At 66.5% G+C, this 16051-nt stretch carries 13 protein-coding genes; 3 read left to right on the forward strand and 10 right to left on the reverse strand.

Annotated features, from left to right (window positions below):
• Window positions 1-660: 660 nt before the first annotated feature.
• Together J2852_RS26900 and J2852_RS26905 are read left to right on the forward strand one after the other, a co-directional pair.
• Window positions 661-2466 (forward strand): ABC transporter ATP-binding protein, encoded by a 1806-nt coding sequence (locus tag J2852_RS26900; protein ID WP_343206828.1) that lies wholly within the window; start codon window positions 661-663, stop codon window positions 2464-2466.
• Between the two features lie 364 nt (window positions 2467-2830).
• Window positions 2831-3757: a replication protein RepA gene (locus J2852_RS26905; RefSeq protein ID WP_209881639.1), complete on the forward strand. Its 927-nt coding sequence runs from the start codon at window positions 2831-2833 to the stop codon at window positions 3755-3757.
• Between the two features lie 129 nt (window positions 3758-3886).
• On the opposite strand, the gene J2852_RS26910 is transcribed toward J2852_RS26905, so the two are convergent.
• From J2852_RS26910 to J2852_RS26955, 10 genes are all read right to left on the reverse strand, one after another.
• Complete coding sequence (locus J2852_RS26910) at window positions 3887-4279, reverse strand: hypothetical protein (RefSeq protein WP_209881642.1); 393 nt, start codon at window positions 4277-4279, stop codon at window positions 3887-3889.
• Window positions 4280-4377: 98 nt separating this feature from the next.
• Window positions 4378-5073, reverse strand: coding sequence for a ParA family protein (locus J2852_RS26915; RefSeq protein WP_209881644.1), 696 nt, complete (start codon window positions 5071-5073; stop codon window positions 4378-4380).
• A 764-nt stretch (window positions 5074-5837) separates the two neighbouring features.
• Window positions 5838-6428 carry a D-sedoheptulose-7-phosphate isomerase gene (locus J2852_RS26920; protein ID WP_209881646.1) on the reverse strand — a complete coding sequence of 197 codons (591 nt, stop codon included), beginning with the start codon at window positions 6426-6428 and terminating at the stop codon, window positions 5838-5840.
• Between the two features lie 47 nt (window positions 6429-6475).
• Entirely contained in the window at window positions 6476-7972 is a 1497-nt protein-coding gene (locus tag J2852_RS26925; protein WP_209881648.1) for a glycosyltransferase, read from the reverse strand.
• Complete coding sequence (locus tag J2852_RS26930; protein WP_209881649.1) at window positions 7965-8921, reverse strand: CgeB family protein; 957 nt, start codon at window positions 8919-8921, stop codon at window positions 7965-7967. The genes J2852_RS26925 and J2852_RS26930 overlap by 8 nt, the downstream gene beginning before the upstream one ends.
• The gene (locus J2852_RS26935) at window positions 8918-9745 is read right to left on the reverse strand and encodes a CgeB family protein (protein WP_209881651.1); all 828 of its coding nucleotides are present in this window, start codon (window positions 9743-9745) and stop codon (window positions 8918-8920) included. Before J2852_RS26935 ends, J2852_RS26930 begins: the two co-directional genes overlap by 4 nt.
• Window positions 9746-9985: 240 nt before the next feature.
• Window positions 9986-11230 (reverse strand): glycosyltransferase family 2 protein, encoded by a 1245-nt coding sequence (locus tag J2852_RS26940; protein ID WP_209881653.1) that lies wholly within the window; start codon window positions 11228-11230, stop codon window positions 9986-9988.
• Window positions 11231-11289: 59 nt separating this feature from the next.
• Window positions 11290-12180, reverse strand: a complete 891-nt coding sequence (locus J2852_RS26945; protein ID WP_209881655.1) for a sulfotransferase family protein — start codon at window positions 12178-12180, stop codon at window positions 11290-11292.
• Window positions 12181-12208: 28 nt separating this feature from the next.
• Window positions 12209-13582 carry an ABC transporter ATP-binding protein gene (locus J2852_RS26950; protein ID WP_209881657.1) on the reverse strand — a complete coding sequence of 458 codons (1374 nt, stop codon included), beginning with the start codon at window positions 13580-13582 and terminating at the stop codon, window positions 12209-12211.
• A gap of 290 nt (window positions 13583-13872) precedes the next feature.
• A complete protein-coding gene (locus J2852_RS26955) occupies window positions 13873-14721 on the reverse strand; it encodes an FkbM family methyltransferase (protein ID WP_209881659.1) in 849 nt (282 codons plus the stop codon).
• Window positions 14722-15123: 402 nt separating this feature from the next.
• On the opposite strand from J2852_RS26955, the gene J2852_RS26960 reads away from it, so the two are divergent.
• Complete coding sequence (locus J2852_RS26960) at window positions 15124-16047, forward strand: hypothetical protein (protein ID WP_209881661.1); 924 nt, start codon at window positions 15124-15126, stop codon at window positions 16045-16047.
• Window positions 16048-16051 lie beyond the last annotated feature (4 nt).

Genomic DNA, 16051 nt, shown 5'->3' on the forward strand with positions numbered 1-16051 from the left:
CGCCGGACCGGCCGAATTTTCAAGCCTTGCGCAGACTATCAACCGTCCGGTTGCAAACCAGCGCAAAAGATTTTACCGCTCTCGCGTTCGCCTACAACCGTCCGTTTGGCAAAATATCTGTGCGTCGTGGGCCAGCGGGCGCTTCGCTGATCGACCGGAGCCGTCAGCCAGCACGAGACAAGATGCCAAGCGGCGCCGGCCTCTCCCACCGGCGGGACATCAGGCAATGAACGCCTCCCCGGCGGGCCGCGTCTTGATCTGCCTTCCTGAAAGAACCTCGGCTTTTCAACAAGATGGGTGATTCCCCGCGCCCCGACGGGGAGCTTTTCGCATGAACCGCCCACATTTCGCACGATCCGGTCTGCAAAACGGGAGCTGGCGGGACGTCGAAGCCCTTGGAATCCGGCTTTTCGCACGAACCACCCGACGACAACAACGGAGGGCTTAAAGGGGTGATCGCCCCGCCCGTAAGGCCACCCGATGTTTCCACCCCACTGACAGAAGTCTTACCAGCGTTTACTATCATCGGGCGCCCAGCGGGGGGCTTCATGGCATAAATTCATGAATTGTCCTGGTGGCGGACGCCCCCATCGACTAAGGCCCTGTCAATCCCCGAACCAACGAAAAGGCCGGCACCCGCCGGAGCCGGAACCCGCCCCCGTGATATCGCCAAAAGCCATCCGCTACACCGACCTTGCCGGCGGTGCCGTCCCGTCGTCTCCGTGGCGCTTTTTGTGGATGTTCGTCCGGCACCGTTTTTGGGGGCGGACCCTGCTGATGAATCTGACGGCGGCCGGAGGCATCGGGCTGATGGGGATGGAGCCGGTCGCGCTGAAGGCCCTGGTGGATGCGATCGCGGCGGGTGGAGGGCAGGGAAACGGGTGGAGTTCGGGCGTTCTGGGCTGGTTCCTGGCGCTGGGCGGTCTGTGGATCGGGTCGGCGCTGTTCAACCGGGCGCGCGAGATCGTCGATCTGAACACCGCGCCGGCCATGCGCTACGAGATCCAGTTCTACCTCTTCACCTATCTGGCCGAACACGCGCCGCGCTATTTCCAGGACAGCTTCGCCGGCAAGCTGGGACAAAAGGTCAAACAGGCGGGGCAGAGCGCGCTCCAACTGATGGAGGTGCTGACCAACGACGTCATCCGGATCGTGCTGATCCTGGGCATCAGCCTCGCCCTGCTGTCGTCCGCCAACCCCTTCTTCGCGGTGCTGCTGGTCGGCTGGACGGTGGCGCAGCTCTGCGTCTCGGCGCTGCTGGCGCGCCGCTGCCTCGCCCTGTCGCACGCCTTCTCGGAGGAGGTCGCCGCGTCCTCCGGCCACATGGTGGACGTCATCGCCAACATCGAGCTGGTGCGCGCCTTCGGCCGCCGCCTGCACGAGCATGGCCTGCTGTCCGACGCGCTGATGGGAGAATGCGCGCGGTCGAAGGAACTGCGCTGGTTCCTGGTGAAGATGTGGCTGGTGCTGTTCAACGCCCTGCTGGTCTTCCAGATCACCCTGATCGGCATCGCGGTGAACGAGGCGACGGCCGGGCGCATGACGGTCGGCGATTTCGCCATGGTCTTTTCGCTGGCCAGCATCGTCGGGTTCAACGTGTGGAATCTCTCGACGCGCATGCTCCATTTCTTCGAGCATCTCGGCATCCTGTCGGGGGCGCTCCACACCATCCTGCGGCCGCACGAGATCACCGACCGGCCCGCCGCCCCGGCCCTGGAGGTGCGCGGTGGCGGCATCGCGTTCCGGGGCGTGTCCTTCGCCCACGCCGACGGGACGCCGGTGTTCGAGAAACTGGACCTGACCATCGCACCGGGCGAGCGGGTCGCCCTGGTCGGGCCGTCGGGGGCGGGGAAGAGCACGCTGGTCAAGCTGCTGCGCCGGCAGTTCGAGCCCCAGGGCGGGCACATCGAGATCGATGGGCAGAACATCGCGGGCGTCACGTGGGACTCGCTCAACCACGCCATCGCCGAGGTGCCGCAGTCCCCCGCCCTGTTCCACCGGACGATCCGCGAGAACATCGCCTACGCCCGGCCGGACGCGACTGAAGCGGCAATCCTGGCAGCCTCCCGCAAGGCGCACGGACACGACTTCATCACGCGCCGGCCCGAGGGGTACGAGGCGGTGGTGGGCGAACAGGGGATCCGGCTGTCCGGCGGCGAACGGCAGAGAATCGCCATCGCCCGCGCCTTCCTGAAGGACGCCCCGATCCTGGTGCTGGACGAGGCGACCTCCGCGCTCGACTCCGCGACCGAGCGTCTGATCCAGGACGCCCTGTGGGAGCTGTTCCAGGGCCGCACGGTGATCGCCATCGCCCACCGGCTGTCCACCATCACCGGCATGGACCGCATCCTCTATCTGGAAGAGGGGCGGATCCTGGAGGCGGGAAGCCACGACGCGCTGCTGGTCCAGGACGGCCGGTACGCGGCCCTGTGGCGGCGGCAGGTCGGTGGATTCCTTCCCGATTGAAGCACCGGATCCGGCGCCCGTGAGAGAGTCCGAGTCGGCCTGAAAATGGCGTGGTCGGTAGATTCCCACCCTCCTCCGGCCCCGGCCCCAGGGGTGCTGAAGGGGTGCTGGAGGTCGGCAGATTCCCTGGGATAATGACCGCCAGAGGCCTACCCCTTTGGGAATCTACCGACCGGCGGTGGGAGTCTGCCGACCGGGACTCGGAACGACTCGTCTTTTCCCAGGGAATCTGCCGACCATACAAATAGAAGATCTAGTAACTTCAAATAGCTTGGTCGGCAGATTCCCAAGTTTCGCCAGAAGAGCTTAGCGGTCGGCAGATTCCCAATTGACCCTTTTGCGGGTTCGAGTTGTTAATCGGGTCATGTTGGACATTCGGACGCTCCTGCTGACCCACGGCCTCGACGAAGCACGACGCCTTGTCACCGACAAGCGCGAACGCCAGCGGCTGGAGATCGCCGCCGCGATGATGGCCGAAGGGGACGACAATCTCGGCATCTGCCACGCGGGTTTCGCGCTGACCTCCCTGCCCCACAAGGACACGCAGGAAACGGTGTGGCGCCGCGACGGCCACCGGGTAACGCTGCTGGTCGAAAGCGGGCTCGACCGGGCGGCCAAGCCGATCGGCATTCCGTACGGGTCGAAAGCCCGGATGATCCTGATCTATCTGCAGACACAGGCCGTGCGCACGCAGTCGCGCGAGGTCGAGCTTGGCCGGTCGATGAAGGCGTGGCTGACCGCCATGGGCATGTCGAACACCGGCGGCGCCACCTACAAGGTGGTGACTGAGCAGGCCAAGAGGATCGGCGCCTGCCGCTTGACCTTCTTCACCACGACCAACGGCGGGGAATTGCGCACCAACGGCGCCTTCGTCGATCAGGAGTTCTCGCTGGCCGGGACCATGAACGAGGACCAGCCGATGCTCTGGCAAGAGTGCGTGCGGCTGAACGAGGCCTTCTACCGTTCGCTGATCGATCACCCGGTGCCGGTGTCGGAAACCGCGCTCCGCCACATCGGCAACAAGAGCCTGGCCATCGACGTCTATGTCTGGGCCGCCTACCGGCTGCACGCCCTGCAGAAGCCGACCCCGATCTCCTGGGCGGCGCTGTATGGGCAGTTCGGCGCGGGCTTCACGCTGCTGAAGCACTTCAAGCCAGCCTTCCAGGACGCGCTGCGCGACGCGCTCGCCGCCTATCCGGACGCCCGGATCGAGGTGGACGAAGCCGGCTTGATCCTGCACCCGAGCCGTCCGCCGATTGCCAAATCCTCCGACCGTCTGGGCCTGAACTGACCCAACGGAACGGGTGGTTTGGGAATCTACCGACCGCCCCCTGCCCGTCCGATCCGGGAATGGGATCGGACGGCACTTCATGATTTCATGGATTGATCTGGTGGCCTGCCCTCATGGGATGGAACGGGATCAGCGTCGGCGCAGATCCTGAAGGTCGATGTCGTCCACGCGGAAGCCAGCGGCGCGCAGAGCCCGCATGACGATGACCTTCTGAGCGGTACCCTCGCGCGCGGCGGCGTTGCGCAGTTCCTCGATCAGGTAATCGGGGAACATGGCCTGCCAAGGCTTGGTCGGAGCCGGGCGCACGACCATGGCCGGGGCGGCGGCGGGAGTGGGAACAGGGGGGGGCGGCTCCACCGGAGCAGCCGGCACCACGACCGGTGAAGCGGCAACAGAGGCGGCCGGAGGCGGCTGGGTTGTTTCCGTGGGGATGAAACCGCGGCTCAAGCCATAGGCGCGGATGCGCGCGAGATCGTCGTCACCGCTGAGGCCGGCGAGAGGCGGACGGTCCTTCTTGCTCATCTCATGATCTCGTGAAATCGCGGGGAATCAACGGCTTGACGCTTTTTCATGATTTTCTGTCATGAAAAAAAACCATGATGACAGGCCCTGTTGCCGTGTCATGAAGCCATGCTGGCGGGGCCACGGGCGACCAGCGGGTTGACCGGGGCGGCGGCGACGAAGCTGACGAACTCGTCCGTCAGGGTGCGGACGTTGATGTCGGCGTTGCTGTCCGGATCGATCTCGCCGGGGCCACGGCCGGTGTAGGTCATCTCCTTCACAAGCGACCGTTCGATCAGCTGGGTGGAGAAGACCGGCACGCCCTGCTCCGCCAGCAGGCCCCGCGCGTGGTGGTCCACCCGCGACTGGATGGCTGCCTGGGTGCGGACGATAACGATGCCGCAGGACGGCGTGTGGCGCAGCACGCCGACGCTGTCGGACACCACCTTGTAGGTGCGCACCGTCTCCTTGATGTCCATGTAGGACTGCTGCGTCGGGATCAGCACCACGTCGCTGACGCTGAAGGCGTAGAGCATGGTCAGGTTGCCGAAGCCGGCGAGGTCGATCAGCGTGTAGTCGTAACTGGGCGCGTGGGCTTGGACGGTCTGGCGGACGTTCGCCTCGGTGATCTCGTCCATCGCGGTCACGCCGGCGTCGCCGCGCCGCGCCGTCCATTCGGCCAGATGCCGGTTGGGGTCGCAGTCGAGCAGCAGGACGCTCTTGCCCCGGCGGCGCAGGTCGGACGCCAGCGACATCACAAGGCTCGTCTTGCCCACGCCGCCCTTGGTCGAGGCGAAGCTGGCTACGGCGGTCATGGCGGCGTCTCCCGATGCGATGGGTGGCAATATGGCAAGGCCTGAGGTTGTGCCGCCCTCACTAACACGCAATGGACGCGAGGAAAAGAGACGATGCCATGATTTTCTGATGTCATGGTAAAAAAGCATGATCATAAACCATGAAATGATTTGCTATGCCTTCATTATACAGAGCGCTGAATGAGACTGGTGAGGCCGGCATGGACCAGAAACTTGAGCAGGCGGTTTGGCCGGGAAAGCGGTCCGGCAACGCCGTGCTGGGCGTAACACAGGAGGCGAGGGGCCTCTCCCCTGCGTCACGCCCATAGCAATCAGGCACGGCTTGGCTCGGGGGAGCACTATAGAGCGAAGATGGCTCGCCCGCACATTACATCTTCGCAATGCTTGTTTTTATCACCGGCAAAGCCCCAGGGTCGATAGTGGGAAATGGTAGCTCGGTCGGAGGGCAGGGCGTTGAAAGCAAGAGAGGAGGCGGGAAGCCTCCTCTCTTGAGCGGCGATGGGTGATCGGTCTGGCTCCCCGATCATGGATCGCCACCGTTTGACCGTTAAAGCGGATATCGATCCGCTTTGGACCGCGACGGCGGTCCCGGCCGCACGTGCGGCCGAAGCCTGGCCAGCGAATGAGGCCATATGAATCTAAAGCGAATGCAAATTCGCTTTAGGTACGGCCAGTCTTCCCATTGGCCGGCGCCGCACCGGGTTCCGTCGGTCTGGCTTTTCGCGACGAAGTGAGTGGCGGAAGCGGGCTCCGGCAAAGGGCGGTCAGCGCGCCAGCCGCGCCTCGATCTCTTCGCACAGGTAGTGGTAGAGGCAGATGTGCGCCTGCTGGATCAGCGGGGTGTGACGCGACGGAACGGCGAGCAGCACGTCGCTCAAACCTGCCAGACGGCCGCCCCCTTCCCCAGTCATGGCCACGGTCGCCATGCCGCGGGCCCGTGCCGCCTCGAAGGCCGCGACCACGTTGGGCGAGTTGCCGCTGGTGCTGAGGCCGAGCAGGACGCCGCCGTCCTCCGCGTAGGCCTCGACCTGACGGGCGAACACGCTCTCGTAGCTGTAGTCGTTGGCCCAGGCGGTTAGCACCGCCGCGTTGGAGGACAGGCAGATCGCCTTCAGCCCCCGGCGCTCCTTGAGGAAGCGGCCGACCAGCTCACCCGTGATGTGCTGGGCGTCGGAAGCCGAACCGCCGTTGCCGCAGACCAGCAACGGCCGGTTGGCGCCGAGCGCCGCCGTGATGCGGGCTACCGCGTCTTCCATGAGGGCCGGATCCAGGGTTTCCCGCGTCTTCCGGAGCACGGCGGCGGAGGTCTCCAGGTAATCGCTCAGCGAGGTGCTACCGGCGGTCTCAACGCTCATGGACGGTCTTTCCTCTCAGGCAACGAAGGGAGCGGGCGAAGCCCTCATCAGCGCACCGCGAAGCGGTAGCGGACCCAGGCCCAGGCGCGGTTCACCGCGTAGCCCATGCCGTAGCGTTTCGTGTACTGGACGAACTTGCGGACACGGTTGCCGCTCAGCACCTCGACCAGGGCGGTGGCCTGGGTGGCCGGGGCGGGGGTCCACCAGCGGTCCGGCAGGAATTCCAGGCCGATGTGGCTGAAGGTGGCCACCTTGCAGATGTCCGGGCGGTCCAGCCCCCGGCCGGCCAGCTCGCCGCAATGGTCGGGTAACAGGTCGGCGTAAAGGTCGCTCAGCGCCGTGCAATGCGCCTCGGGCGTGACGGTCAGGTGCGGCCCGATGCCGGCGCGGGCGCGCTCGACGCGCGAGGGGTCGGCGGCCAGCTCGGCCAGCAGGCGCTCCACCGCGCCGGCGTCGCCGAGCGGAACCTTGAAGCCGTTGACGCCGTCGATCACCCGCTCGCCCAACGCGCCGATGTCGGTGACGACCGGCACCAGCCCCATCAGCCACGCTTCGGACAGCGTCATGCAATAGGTTTCGGGCCAGTTCGACAGGTGCAGCGACAGGGCCATCTCGCCCAGCACGGCCGGCGGCTGACCCGGCGGGAAGGGGCCGTGCCGGACGACGCCGGAGAAGTCCTCGTGCGAGAGCACCCCGTCATAGGGCGCATCGACCCGGCCGAACAGGTGGAACTCGACCCCGCGGCCGCGCAGGTTGTGGAAGACCTCGACCAGCAGGTCGGCGCCCTTGTTGAAGCTGAAATTGCCGTAGACGGCGACCTTCAAGGGCTTGCTGACCGGCCCGCCGGCCGTCAGGCGCGGTGTCGGGAGGATCGGCTGGCCCAGCACGACCGAACGCGTCCGCTCCACCTCGTAGGGGTAGACCTCGGCGACCAAATCGCGCGCCGCCTGCGACGGGAACAGCAGCAGGTCAATGTTGCCCAGCATGTCGGCGAACGCGCTGCGGCGCAGCCGTTGCGCGCCGTAGGGGATGCCGCGCGTGGCGTTCAGGCAGACGTCGCACTGCTCGGTCCGGGCGAGGTGCCCGGCACAGCTGCGCCCCTTCGGGTCCATCAGGTTGAAGTGGGTGCACAGCGCGTAATAGTCGTGCGCCGTGTAGACGGTCCGTACCCCCAGCGTCCGGGCCAGCAGCGCCAGGCTCGGCACGAAGCCCAGCAGGTGCTGGAAATGCACCATGGCCACGTCGTAGCGGCGCAGCAGCATGGTGAACAGCGTCTCGATCTCGACGTTGCGCAGCATGCCCTCGTCGACACTGCCCGAGACGGTGAAGCGGTCGACCACCTGCAGACCGCCGTCGAGCAGTTCGTAGGTGTTGCTGTTGCCGCCGGGCACCCGCGTCAGCGTCAGGAAGGTGAAGCGGTCGGCCAGCCCCTGCTGGACGATCTGCTGGTACACCTCCACGCCGCCGAAGGGCTGCCGCCCGACGATGTTGTGCGTGACGAAAAGGATGGTCGGCTTGCCGCCGGCGGCCGCGCCGTCAGCCATGAACACGCTCCAGAATGGCGGTGACCCGGTGCCGGTAGCAGTGCTTCTCCCGTGTGACCGCCTGGGCGCGCCCCGCGGCGTGGGCCCAGACCGCGGCATTGTCGCGCAGGGTGCCGACGATGTTCACGAGCTCTTCCAGGCTGCGGAAGGGGAACACGCTCTCGCCGTCGGTGAAACCGTCCGGCAGTTCCACCGTCCCCGGCTCGTAGAGCTGGATGCCGCCGGCGAGCGCCGTCTCGAAGAAGCGCGGCCCCGGCGACAGCGTCATCGAGGGCGAGCCCGGCGAGGTGGAGAAGTTGCGGGTCAGGTAGAGGGTGGCGCTGCTGCGGTTGGCGAAGCGCGCGAAATCCATGCCCGAGACGTGGATGTCCTGCGCCGACACGTTCGGCCCGCCTTCCGCCGAGAAGCCGCCGAAGGGCGAGGGCGGAACGAACAGCTTCAGCCGCAGGCCGGAGTCGATGGCCAGAAGCTTCTGGAACATTTCCACCCGGTTGGGCCAGGCGGTGCCGGCGAAGAACAGGTCGTAGCGCCGTCCGGCCGGGTCGATGGGGCGCTCGTGGAACGGCTCGAACCCCGCCAGCGGCAGGTAATGGCCCTTGCTCCCGTAGCGCGGCACGCTCAGCCGGTCGTTGGTGAAGGCGACGTCCACCAGCTCGGCGCTGACGAGGTTGCGCGATAGTTCGTACGGGTCCTCGGTGAACCAGATGGCCGAACGGCCGGCCAGCCGGGTCAGCTTGTGCAGCAGGAAATGGTCGATTTCCTCGCCACCGAAGGCCAGAAGCAGGGTGGGGCGCAGGGACTCCGCCACCTTGATCGCGTCGAGGTAGGTGACCAGCACCGCCTTTTCGACCGAAGGGTCGGCGGCGAAGGCGCGTTGCAGCGCGACCGACAGATAGCGGTTCGGGTTGGCGATCTTGGAATCGAGGACGAGGACGCGGTGGCGGGTCATGACAGGGCTTTCACGGCTTCCCCGACCCTGGCCCGCGGGGCCTCTCCGCTCAGGGCCAGCACGTCGAGGACCGTGGCGGCGCGGTGCGCGTAGGTGTGTTCGGCCTGCGTGCGCGCCTGGGCGGCGCGGCCGACCGACAAGGAGAAGTCCGGTTCGTCGGCCATACGCTCGACGATGGCGGCGAAGTCGCGGACCGTGTCGAACAGCAGCACTTCCTTGCCCGCCTCGTAATAATCCTCGATCTCCAGACCTTCGACGAAGAAGGCCTGGGCGGCGCCGCCCATGGCCGCCTCGAAGGTGCGCGGACCCGGCGTGCTGGGGGCGAGGCCGATGTTGCGGTTGGCGAGGTTGAGGCGGCGTCCGACGTTCAGCACCAGATCGGACGAGTTGTAATAGAGCGGCAGCGTCTCGTTGCCGACCCGCAGGTTGCGGGCGAAGGGCAGAGCGCCGGTGTCCCAGCCGCCGCCCAGCACCACCGTGTGCCGGGTCTCCAGCAGCGGCTTCAGGTCGCGCAGCAGCCGGTTGCGGTTGTCGAAGGACACGCCGCAGAAGAACACGGCCGGGCCGCCGCGCCGCGTGACGGGCCGGAAATGCGCCTCCGGGCTGGCGGCCATCGGCAGGTGGACGACCGGGCAGGGGGCGATGTAGTGCCAGCTCGACCACCGGTCGCTGACGAAGATGGCGTCGGCGACGGCGCCCGCTTTGATGTTGGCGTCGAATTCGTAGGGATCGTCGAGCAGCCAGAAGGCCAGCCGGCTGCCCGCCTTGTCACAGGCGTGACGCAGCCGCCCGTAATGCGCCTCCGCCGGCAGGCAGGACGCCATTAGAAAAACCAGCTCCGGTTGCTGGAGCCGGACGGTCTCTTCCAATCGTTCGAACGCTTCCACCAAGACATGGCGGGCCGGATCCGCCGTGCGGAAGCCGGCGGCTGCATAATGGTTCAGATAAGCGTTCGAATTCAGAACGTCGGGGGCCGCGCTCGAAACAATTATGGGTCGGTGGACCACGGTTTATTCTGCTAGGTATGATTGGCAAACAGGGGATACAGAACGCGCCTAGCCATGTCAATGTGACCTAAGGCCAAACAGGCGGCGTGCCAGGGAGCGTGTCGCCCGGTAGGGCAGGCTGCCGCGCAGCCAGGCTGGCACAGGCAAGCGTTCGCGCAGCGCGCGGTTCACCTCGTCGGTGAGGCGGATCTGGTCCTCCAACTGGCGATGCAGGGTGCGGATCACGTCGTCACGTTCTTCGATCTGCCGGCGCAGGTCGCCGACCCACGCCTCGGCCTGCCGTTGCAGGGACTGCAGTTCGCCGATGCGCGCTTCGAGCTGCCGGTGCAGATCGCCGATCAGAGCGTCGCGATCCCGTGCCTGCTGCTGGTGGTTCAGGATGTCGCCGATCTGGCCTTCGATTTGCCGGTGGAGGGCCTCGATCTTCTCGTCCCGGCCGCCGATCTGCTGGCGGATCTCGTCGCGCAGCAGCCCGTCGCGCACCAGAAGCAGCGTTTCCAGGATCGACCCGACGCCGGCCAGGACGCCCAGCCCCGTGCGGCCGCCGGCCAGATCCTCGCGCAGCAGCTCGTTGCGCAGCAGGCCGCGATAGGCCGCGTGCTTGTCCGCCGCCGCGAAGATGGAGTTGCCGGTCGCCGCGTCGGCACTGGCCGGGCGGTGGTGCCAGCGGGCCAGCGGACGCGGCAGAACGCCGATGTCGAAGCGGCGCACGAAGCGGATGTTGAACTCCCAGTCGCCCAGCACCGGGAAGCCCTCGCGGAAGGGGCCGACCTCCGCGTAGGCGGCGCGCTCGAACAGGAAGGCGATGGGCGGAAACAGGTTGGTGGCGACCAGTGTCGCCGCCGTGATGTTGTCCACGGGGGGGACGAGGCCGCGCTCCTGCTCCTCCAGCGTCTCGGCGTCCTCGACGATCCGCCAGGCCTGCGTCACCACGCCATGGTAGCGCCCGGCGCTCTGCTCCAGAAAGCCGGCGGTCTCCTCCAGGAACGTGGGTTCCCAGCTGTCGTCGTCGTCGTGGATGACGATGAAGCGGCTGTGGCTGCGGGCGATGCCGACGTTGGAGGCGGCCTCCATGCCCAGCGATTCCGGGTTGTGGATGACCTGGAGCCGCCCGGCGTAGGCTTCCCTGTACCGCTCGGCGAGCGCGTCCACCGGAGCCGGATCGCCGCCGTCGTTCACCACCACATGCACCCAGTCGCCCACGCTCTGCCCCAGCACGCTGGCAAAGGCGCGCTCCAGCATCTTCGGGCGGTTCTTGGTGCGGGTGATGACGGCGACGGCTGGGACGGCGGGCATGTTCATGAGGCGGACCGGCGAAGAAAATAATACGGAAGGGGAATCAACCTTGCGCGGTGCAACCCCTATCCGGCAAGAGCCAACTCTTCCTGTCGGGCGATGAGCGCGGCGGATGCCGCCGGATCCTCCTGCCCCTCGGCCATGCGCAGCAAAAGCGCGTGCAGGTCGCGGGTGATCGGGCGCAGCGGCGCGTCGGGCGGGGCCGAATGCTGCTTCAGGCCGGGGTCGATGGTCGCGGCGACCTCGGCGCGCGCCTTGGCCCGCCGCTCCGGATCATCGAGGCCGAGAAAGTCGGCCCCGAGAAAATCGACGAGCCGCTCGAACTGGCGGTTCGGGTCGGCGAACCACGCGTCGTAGTCGGTGACGAGGCGCGGCGCACCCTGGCTGCACTGCAGGGCCTCGAAATAATGCCGGGTCCACAGCCGCTCGGCCAACTCGTAGGGCACCTGCCCCTTGGAGGCGAAGGAGGTGGCGACCGTCGCCGGGTCGCGCAGGCTGACGAGGTAGAGCGGCTCCAGCCGCAGCACCGTGGCGAGATCGCGCCACAGCGGCATCAGGCGGACCGTGCGCGGGTCCTTGAAGCCCCAGACGGCGGTGGTCTCCGACAACTCGCGCCGGACGATCTCCGCCAGCTCGTTCTTCATCGCCAGCACCTCGGGCCGGCGCCACGCGGAGTCCGGAATGGCCCAATCGGCGCGCTCCTCGTTCCAATAGCGGTCGAGCGTGCGCAGCAGCCGGTCCTGGATCTCGGTGATCTGGGCGTGCTCCCAGTAGTCGTAGCGTGGCGCGCGCTCGAAGCTCTCGCGGGTCAGCACATGGCGCCCCAGTTCCACTCCCATCAGCGCGATGGCGCGGGCGAGCAGGGAGGTGCCGCTGTTGTGCATGCCGAGCACGATGACGACGCGACGGCGGGATGAATTGGCGAACGGCGGGCGGGCGAACAGGCGGCGGAGCATCGGGACGTAACCTGGCTTGCGGGTTGGGTCAGAGGGGCCGGGCGCGGCTGTCGAACGCCAGATCCAAGGGACCGTTCGAGCACTGACCGCGCACGGGCAGAACCTTGAACATCGCGACGTCCACCAGACGGCTCAGCCACTGCCGTTCGCCTTCGATCAGGCCGGAAATGGCGGCGTTGATGAAGTAGGTGCCCTCCAGCAGCCGGCACTCGAACTCGTGGGTCACGTCCAGCGTCGTCCCGGCCTCGACATAGTCCAGGACACGCGACGTCGACAGGGTCGTGGCGCCTCCCAGCTCGACGCCGTTGATCGTCTTGACGCGGGTGCCGACGGCAACCCCCCAGGCCGCCTCATCCACTTCGACACGGTAGCGGATCGCGTAACGCCGGCCGGACTTCAGGACGTTCACCGGCCGGCCGTCCTGGGTCGTGATCCGCACGTCTTCGATCCGGGCTCCCCGCGTTTCGTAGGCGGTCGGGCTCTTCGGCACCAGGCCGGGGTTGAAATGCTCCTCCAGCTCGGCATCGGCCTTCGGAGCGGAGGAGACCTCGTCCGTGCCGGAGGTCCCTTGGCCGTCCTTCCCCGGGCCGGCCTCGTCGGGCAGCGGCGCCTCGCCCCTTCGGGACGCCAGCAGGGAGTCGCGGAACACGGCGCGCCGGTCCGCCGGCGTGTAGAGCAGGCGGTGATAGAAGTTGATCGTCCGCCGCGGCGTCCCGTCGTAGAGCATTTCGCCGTGATCCAGCAGGATCGCGCGGTCGCACAGATCGACCACCTGGTTGGCGGAATGCGACACGAACAGGATCGTCGCCCCCTTCTTTTTGATCGCTTCGATGCGCGCCATGCAGCGGCGCTGGAAGGCCTCGTCGCCGACGGCGAGCGCCTCGTCCACGACCAGAATGTCCGGGTTGACCGAAATGGCGACGGCGAAGGCAAGGCGCATGACCATGCCGGTCGAATAGGTCTTGGTCGGCCGGTCGATGTAGGGGCCGATGTCGGCGAAGTTCGTGATCTCGTCGAACAGCGCGTCCGTTTCCGTCCGGTCAAGGCCGAGGATGGCGCTGTTCAGATAGACGTTCTCGCGCCCGCTGAACTCCGGATTGAAGCCGGAGCCCAGTTCCAGCAGGGCCGAGACTCGGCCATGCACGGCGATGTCGCCCTTCGTCGGCTGCAGCGTCCCGCAGATGATCTGCAACAGGGTCGATTTGCCGGACCCGTTGTGGCCGACAATGCCGACAGTGCTGCCGCGCTCGATCTCGAAGTTGATGTCGCGCAGAGCCCAGAACTCTTGGTAATAGCGATGGGTGCGGAACAAAGATTGTTTCAGGCGGTCTTCCGGACGATTGTAAATCTGGTAGACCTTGGAAACGTCGCGAACCGTTATCGCCAAATCGGACCGAAGCATGCGGGACGAACCACCGTAAAGCCATTCAAGCTCGCCGTGACCCTGCCGCATGGCGCGGCATGCTGCGCGAGGCCTTATCTGGAAGCGGGGCATTCATGACACCCCGGGCACTGTCAGCGCAACAGTTTCGGCTGGCCACGGCCGGCTTCGCGGAAGCGGCTGGGCCATTGCCGTTCGCGATGCAGGAAAACCGGTCCCGCCCCTCGGATTGCCCAGGGGCGGACGGCTGGGCTTCGGACACACGGGTGTTCGGGCCCGCCGTCGCGGTCCTGAGCGGATCGAAATCCGCTCTACGCTCTGGCCGGAGCGCTGCCTTCGTAGTTCTGTTGGTTGAAGTCGGGCAGCTCACCGATCCGGCTGGAAAGGGACGCCACCTTTTCCGCCGGAACGGCAACGATGTTCCGCTCAACGGCGGGGCCGAAGATGTTCTCCGGGTTCTGCCGGAAATTGTCGGCGCGGTAGGCCGGAGGAGCGTGCAGGAAGCATTTGTAGTCATACTGGTCCAGCACCTTGAGAACCGGTACGGCGCGGGACCATTCCGCCGCTTCGGCGTAGATGAGCGGGCGTACGGTGGAGAGCAGCCGGTCGGCGCCGCCGAGCACCTCGTGCTCCATCCCCTCCGCGTCGATCTTCAGCAGGCTGCAGGAGCGGATCTGGAAATCGTCGAGCCGGCGGACCGGCACGGCCGTGAAGTCGCCGCTCTCGACCGTCTCATAGGTGAACACCACGGCGCCGAAGTTCTGATCGCCCGCGGCATAATCGATCTTCTGTTCGGCCAGAAAGCCATCCTTGCCGCTCAGCGCGCAGTTGAACGCATAAACGTTGGAAACCCCGTTCAGCGCCATCGAGCCACACAGGCCCTGGAAGATGATGCGTTGCGGTTCGAAGCAGAGGACGGTGCCCGACGGCCCAACCTTCTTGGCGAAAGCAAGCGCGTGGGTACCGACGTTGGTGCCGACGTCGATCACCGTCGCGCCCGACTCGATGAACTGGAGAAGGAAAGTGATTTCATTGGCCGCCCATTCGCCATATTCCTGCAGCGAGCGGCCGATGGTGTTGTCGTTGCCGTTATAGATAATGCCGCCGTAGGGCGTCTCGACGGCTTTAAAGCCAAGCGGATTGTCGGGCGGGAATGCCATTTTTGTTACCTCCGAGCCGCACGTATATTTTTCTTGCAACATCATTCCCCTGAAGCGGGGGCGGGGCGCAGGAACAATACGTCCTCATGATTGTACCGCACAATCACATTCCTCGGGCACATTCCTCGGGACTGTCAAAAACGGCGGCGAAAACCGTTTCCGAGAACGGACACGCCGAAACACGTTGACAGCACCGCCCACGCGCGGATGGATGTGCGGCATTCATAAGATTGCAGCCCATCGGACAGGCCTTCGTGGTGAACGGGAACATCTTCGTGCTGAAACGGCTCCGCTTTCCCAGCCGGCACGGCCTGACGTGGGTCGCATCCTGTCCATGACCACCACTCCGCTGGACGGGCGGGTCGGCGGGAAACGGCTGTGTGCCCGTCTTGGAGTCTGGGCATGACTCCTCGAGTGGTCACCGGCGCGGACGCCCGCTACTTCGCGATGGCCTGCCTGCTCATCCAATCGCTGGCGCGGTGGCTGCCGGGCGTGCCGGTGCTGGTCTGCGACTTCGGCCTGAACTCGGCACAGCGCCGTTTTCTGGAGGCGCGGGGAGCGCTGCTGCCGCGCCCGCCCTCCGTGCGGGAAGGGATTCATCCGTACCGCGCCAAGGCGGCGCTTGTTGATTATCTGCCCCAGGACCCGGCCGGTGCTGACGGGCTGGTGGTGTGGTTGGACTGCGACATGATGGCCGTGGCTCCGCTCGCCGAACCGCTGGCGGGGGTGCTGGAGGCCATGGGCAAGCGCGGCTCGCCGCTCGCCGCCTGCCCGGACGCGGAGGTCGCGGACACCGCCGGCTTCATCGCCCGCTGGGGTGCCGACGTGGCCCCCTTCGCCGAGGCGGTGCGCGCGGGCGGCATCGACCCGCGCCTGCCCTACCTCAACTCCGGCTTTTTCATCGCCTCACGGGACGCTCTGGCGGAGGTGCGCGACCGTTGCGCCGCTCTGGACGATCACCGGATGATCGACCAGAACGGCTTCAACCTGACGGCCTGGGCGCCCGGCCGGCGCAGCGCCGTGCTGAACGCCGCCGCCTGGAACGTGCACGGCCGCCTGCTGGCGGAGACGGTCTCCGATGAGGCCGGAGAGGTGCGCTGCGGCCCGCACCGCGCGCTCGTCCTGCACGCCACCTCGGTCGGTGGAACTCACCACGAGGAACGGCAGGGCGTTCTGCGCGGCGAGGCCGGGGACCTGCCCATAACCGTGAAGTTCTTCTGTTCTGCCCCGCTCGCCTCAATTCAGCAAAATTTCTTTGCTGAATTCACAAAACAACACCGCGCCGCGCTGATTGCCGCAGGATGCTACCAACCGGCGTGGGAATAGAGTA

The sequence above is a fragment of the Azospirillum soli genome (genome assembly GCF_017876165.1).
GTDB lineage: Bacteria > Pseudomonadota > Alphaproteobacteria > Azospirillales > Azospirillaceae > Azospirillum > Azospirillum soli.

Excerpts from the sequence above, each read along its gene's own strand:
- J2852_RS26905 (WP_209881639.1), top strand. The coding sequence starts at position 2,831 with ATGTTGGACATTCGGACGCTCCTGCTGACCCACGGCCTCGACGAAGCA.
- J2852_RS26910 (WP_209881642.1), bottom strand. The coding sequence starts at position 4,279 with ATGAGCAAGAAGGACCGTCCGCCTCTCGCCGGCCTCAGCGGTGACGAC.
- J2852_RS26915 (WP_209881644.1), bottom strand. The coding sequence starts at position 5,073 with ATGACCGCCGTAGCCAGCTTCGCCTCGACCAAGGGCGGCGTGGGCAAG.
- J2852_RS26920 (WP_209881646.1), bottom strand. The coding sequence starts at position 6,428 with ATGAGCGTTGAGACCGCCGGTAGCACCTCGCTGAGCGATTACCTGGAG.
- J2852_RS26925 (WP_209881648.1), bottom strand. The coding sequence starts at position 7,972 with ATGGCTGACGGCGCGGCCGCCGGCGGCAAGCCGACCATCCTTTTCGTC.
- J2852_RS26930 (WP_209881649.1), bottom strand. The coding sequence starts at position 8,921 with ATGACCCGCCACCGCGTCCTCGTCCTCGATTCCAAGATCGCCAACCCG.
- J2852_RS26935 (WP_209881651.1), bottom strand. The coding sequence starts at position 9,745 with ATGGCGTCCTGCCTGCCGGCGGAGGCGCATTACGGGCGGCTGCGTCAC.
- J2852_RS26940 (WP_209881653.1), bottom strand. The coding sequence starts at position 11,230 with ATGAACATGCCCGCCGTCCCAGCCGTCGCCGTCATCACCCGCACCAAG.
- J2852_RS26945 (WP_209881655.1), bottom strand. The coding sequence starts at position 12,180 with ATGCTCCGCCGCCTGTTCGCCCGCCCGCCGTTCGCCAATTCATCCCGC.
- J2852_RS26950 (WP_209881657.1), bottom strand. The coding sequence starts at position 13,582 with ATGCTTCGGTCCGATTTGGCGATAACGGTTCGCGACGTTTCCAAGGTC.
- J2852_RS26955 (WP_209881659.1), bottom strand. The coding sequence starts at position 14,721 with ATGGCATTCCCGCCCGACAATCCGCTTGGCTTTAAAGCCGTCGAGACG.
- J2852_RS26960 (WP_209881661.1), top strand. The coding sequence starts at position 15,124 with ATGACTCCTCGAGTGGTCACCGGCGCGGACGCCCGCTACTTCGCGATG.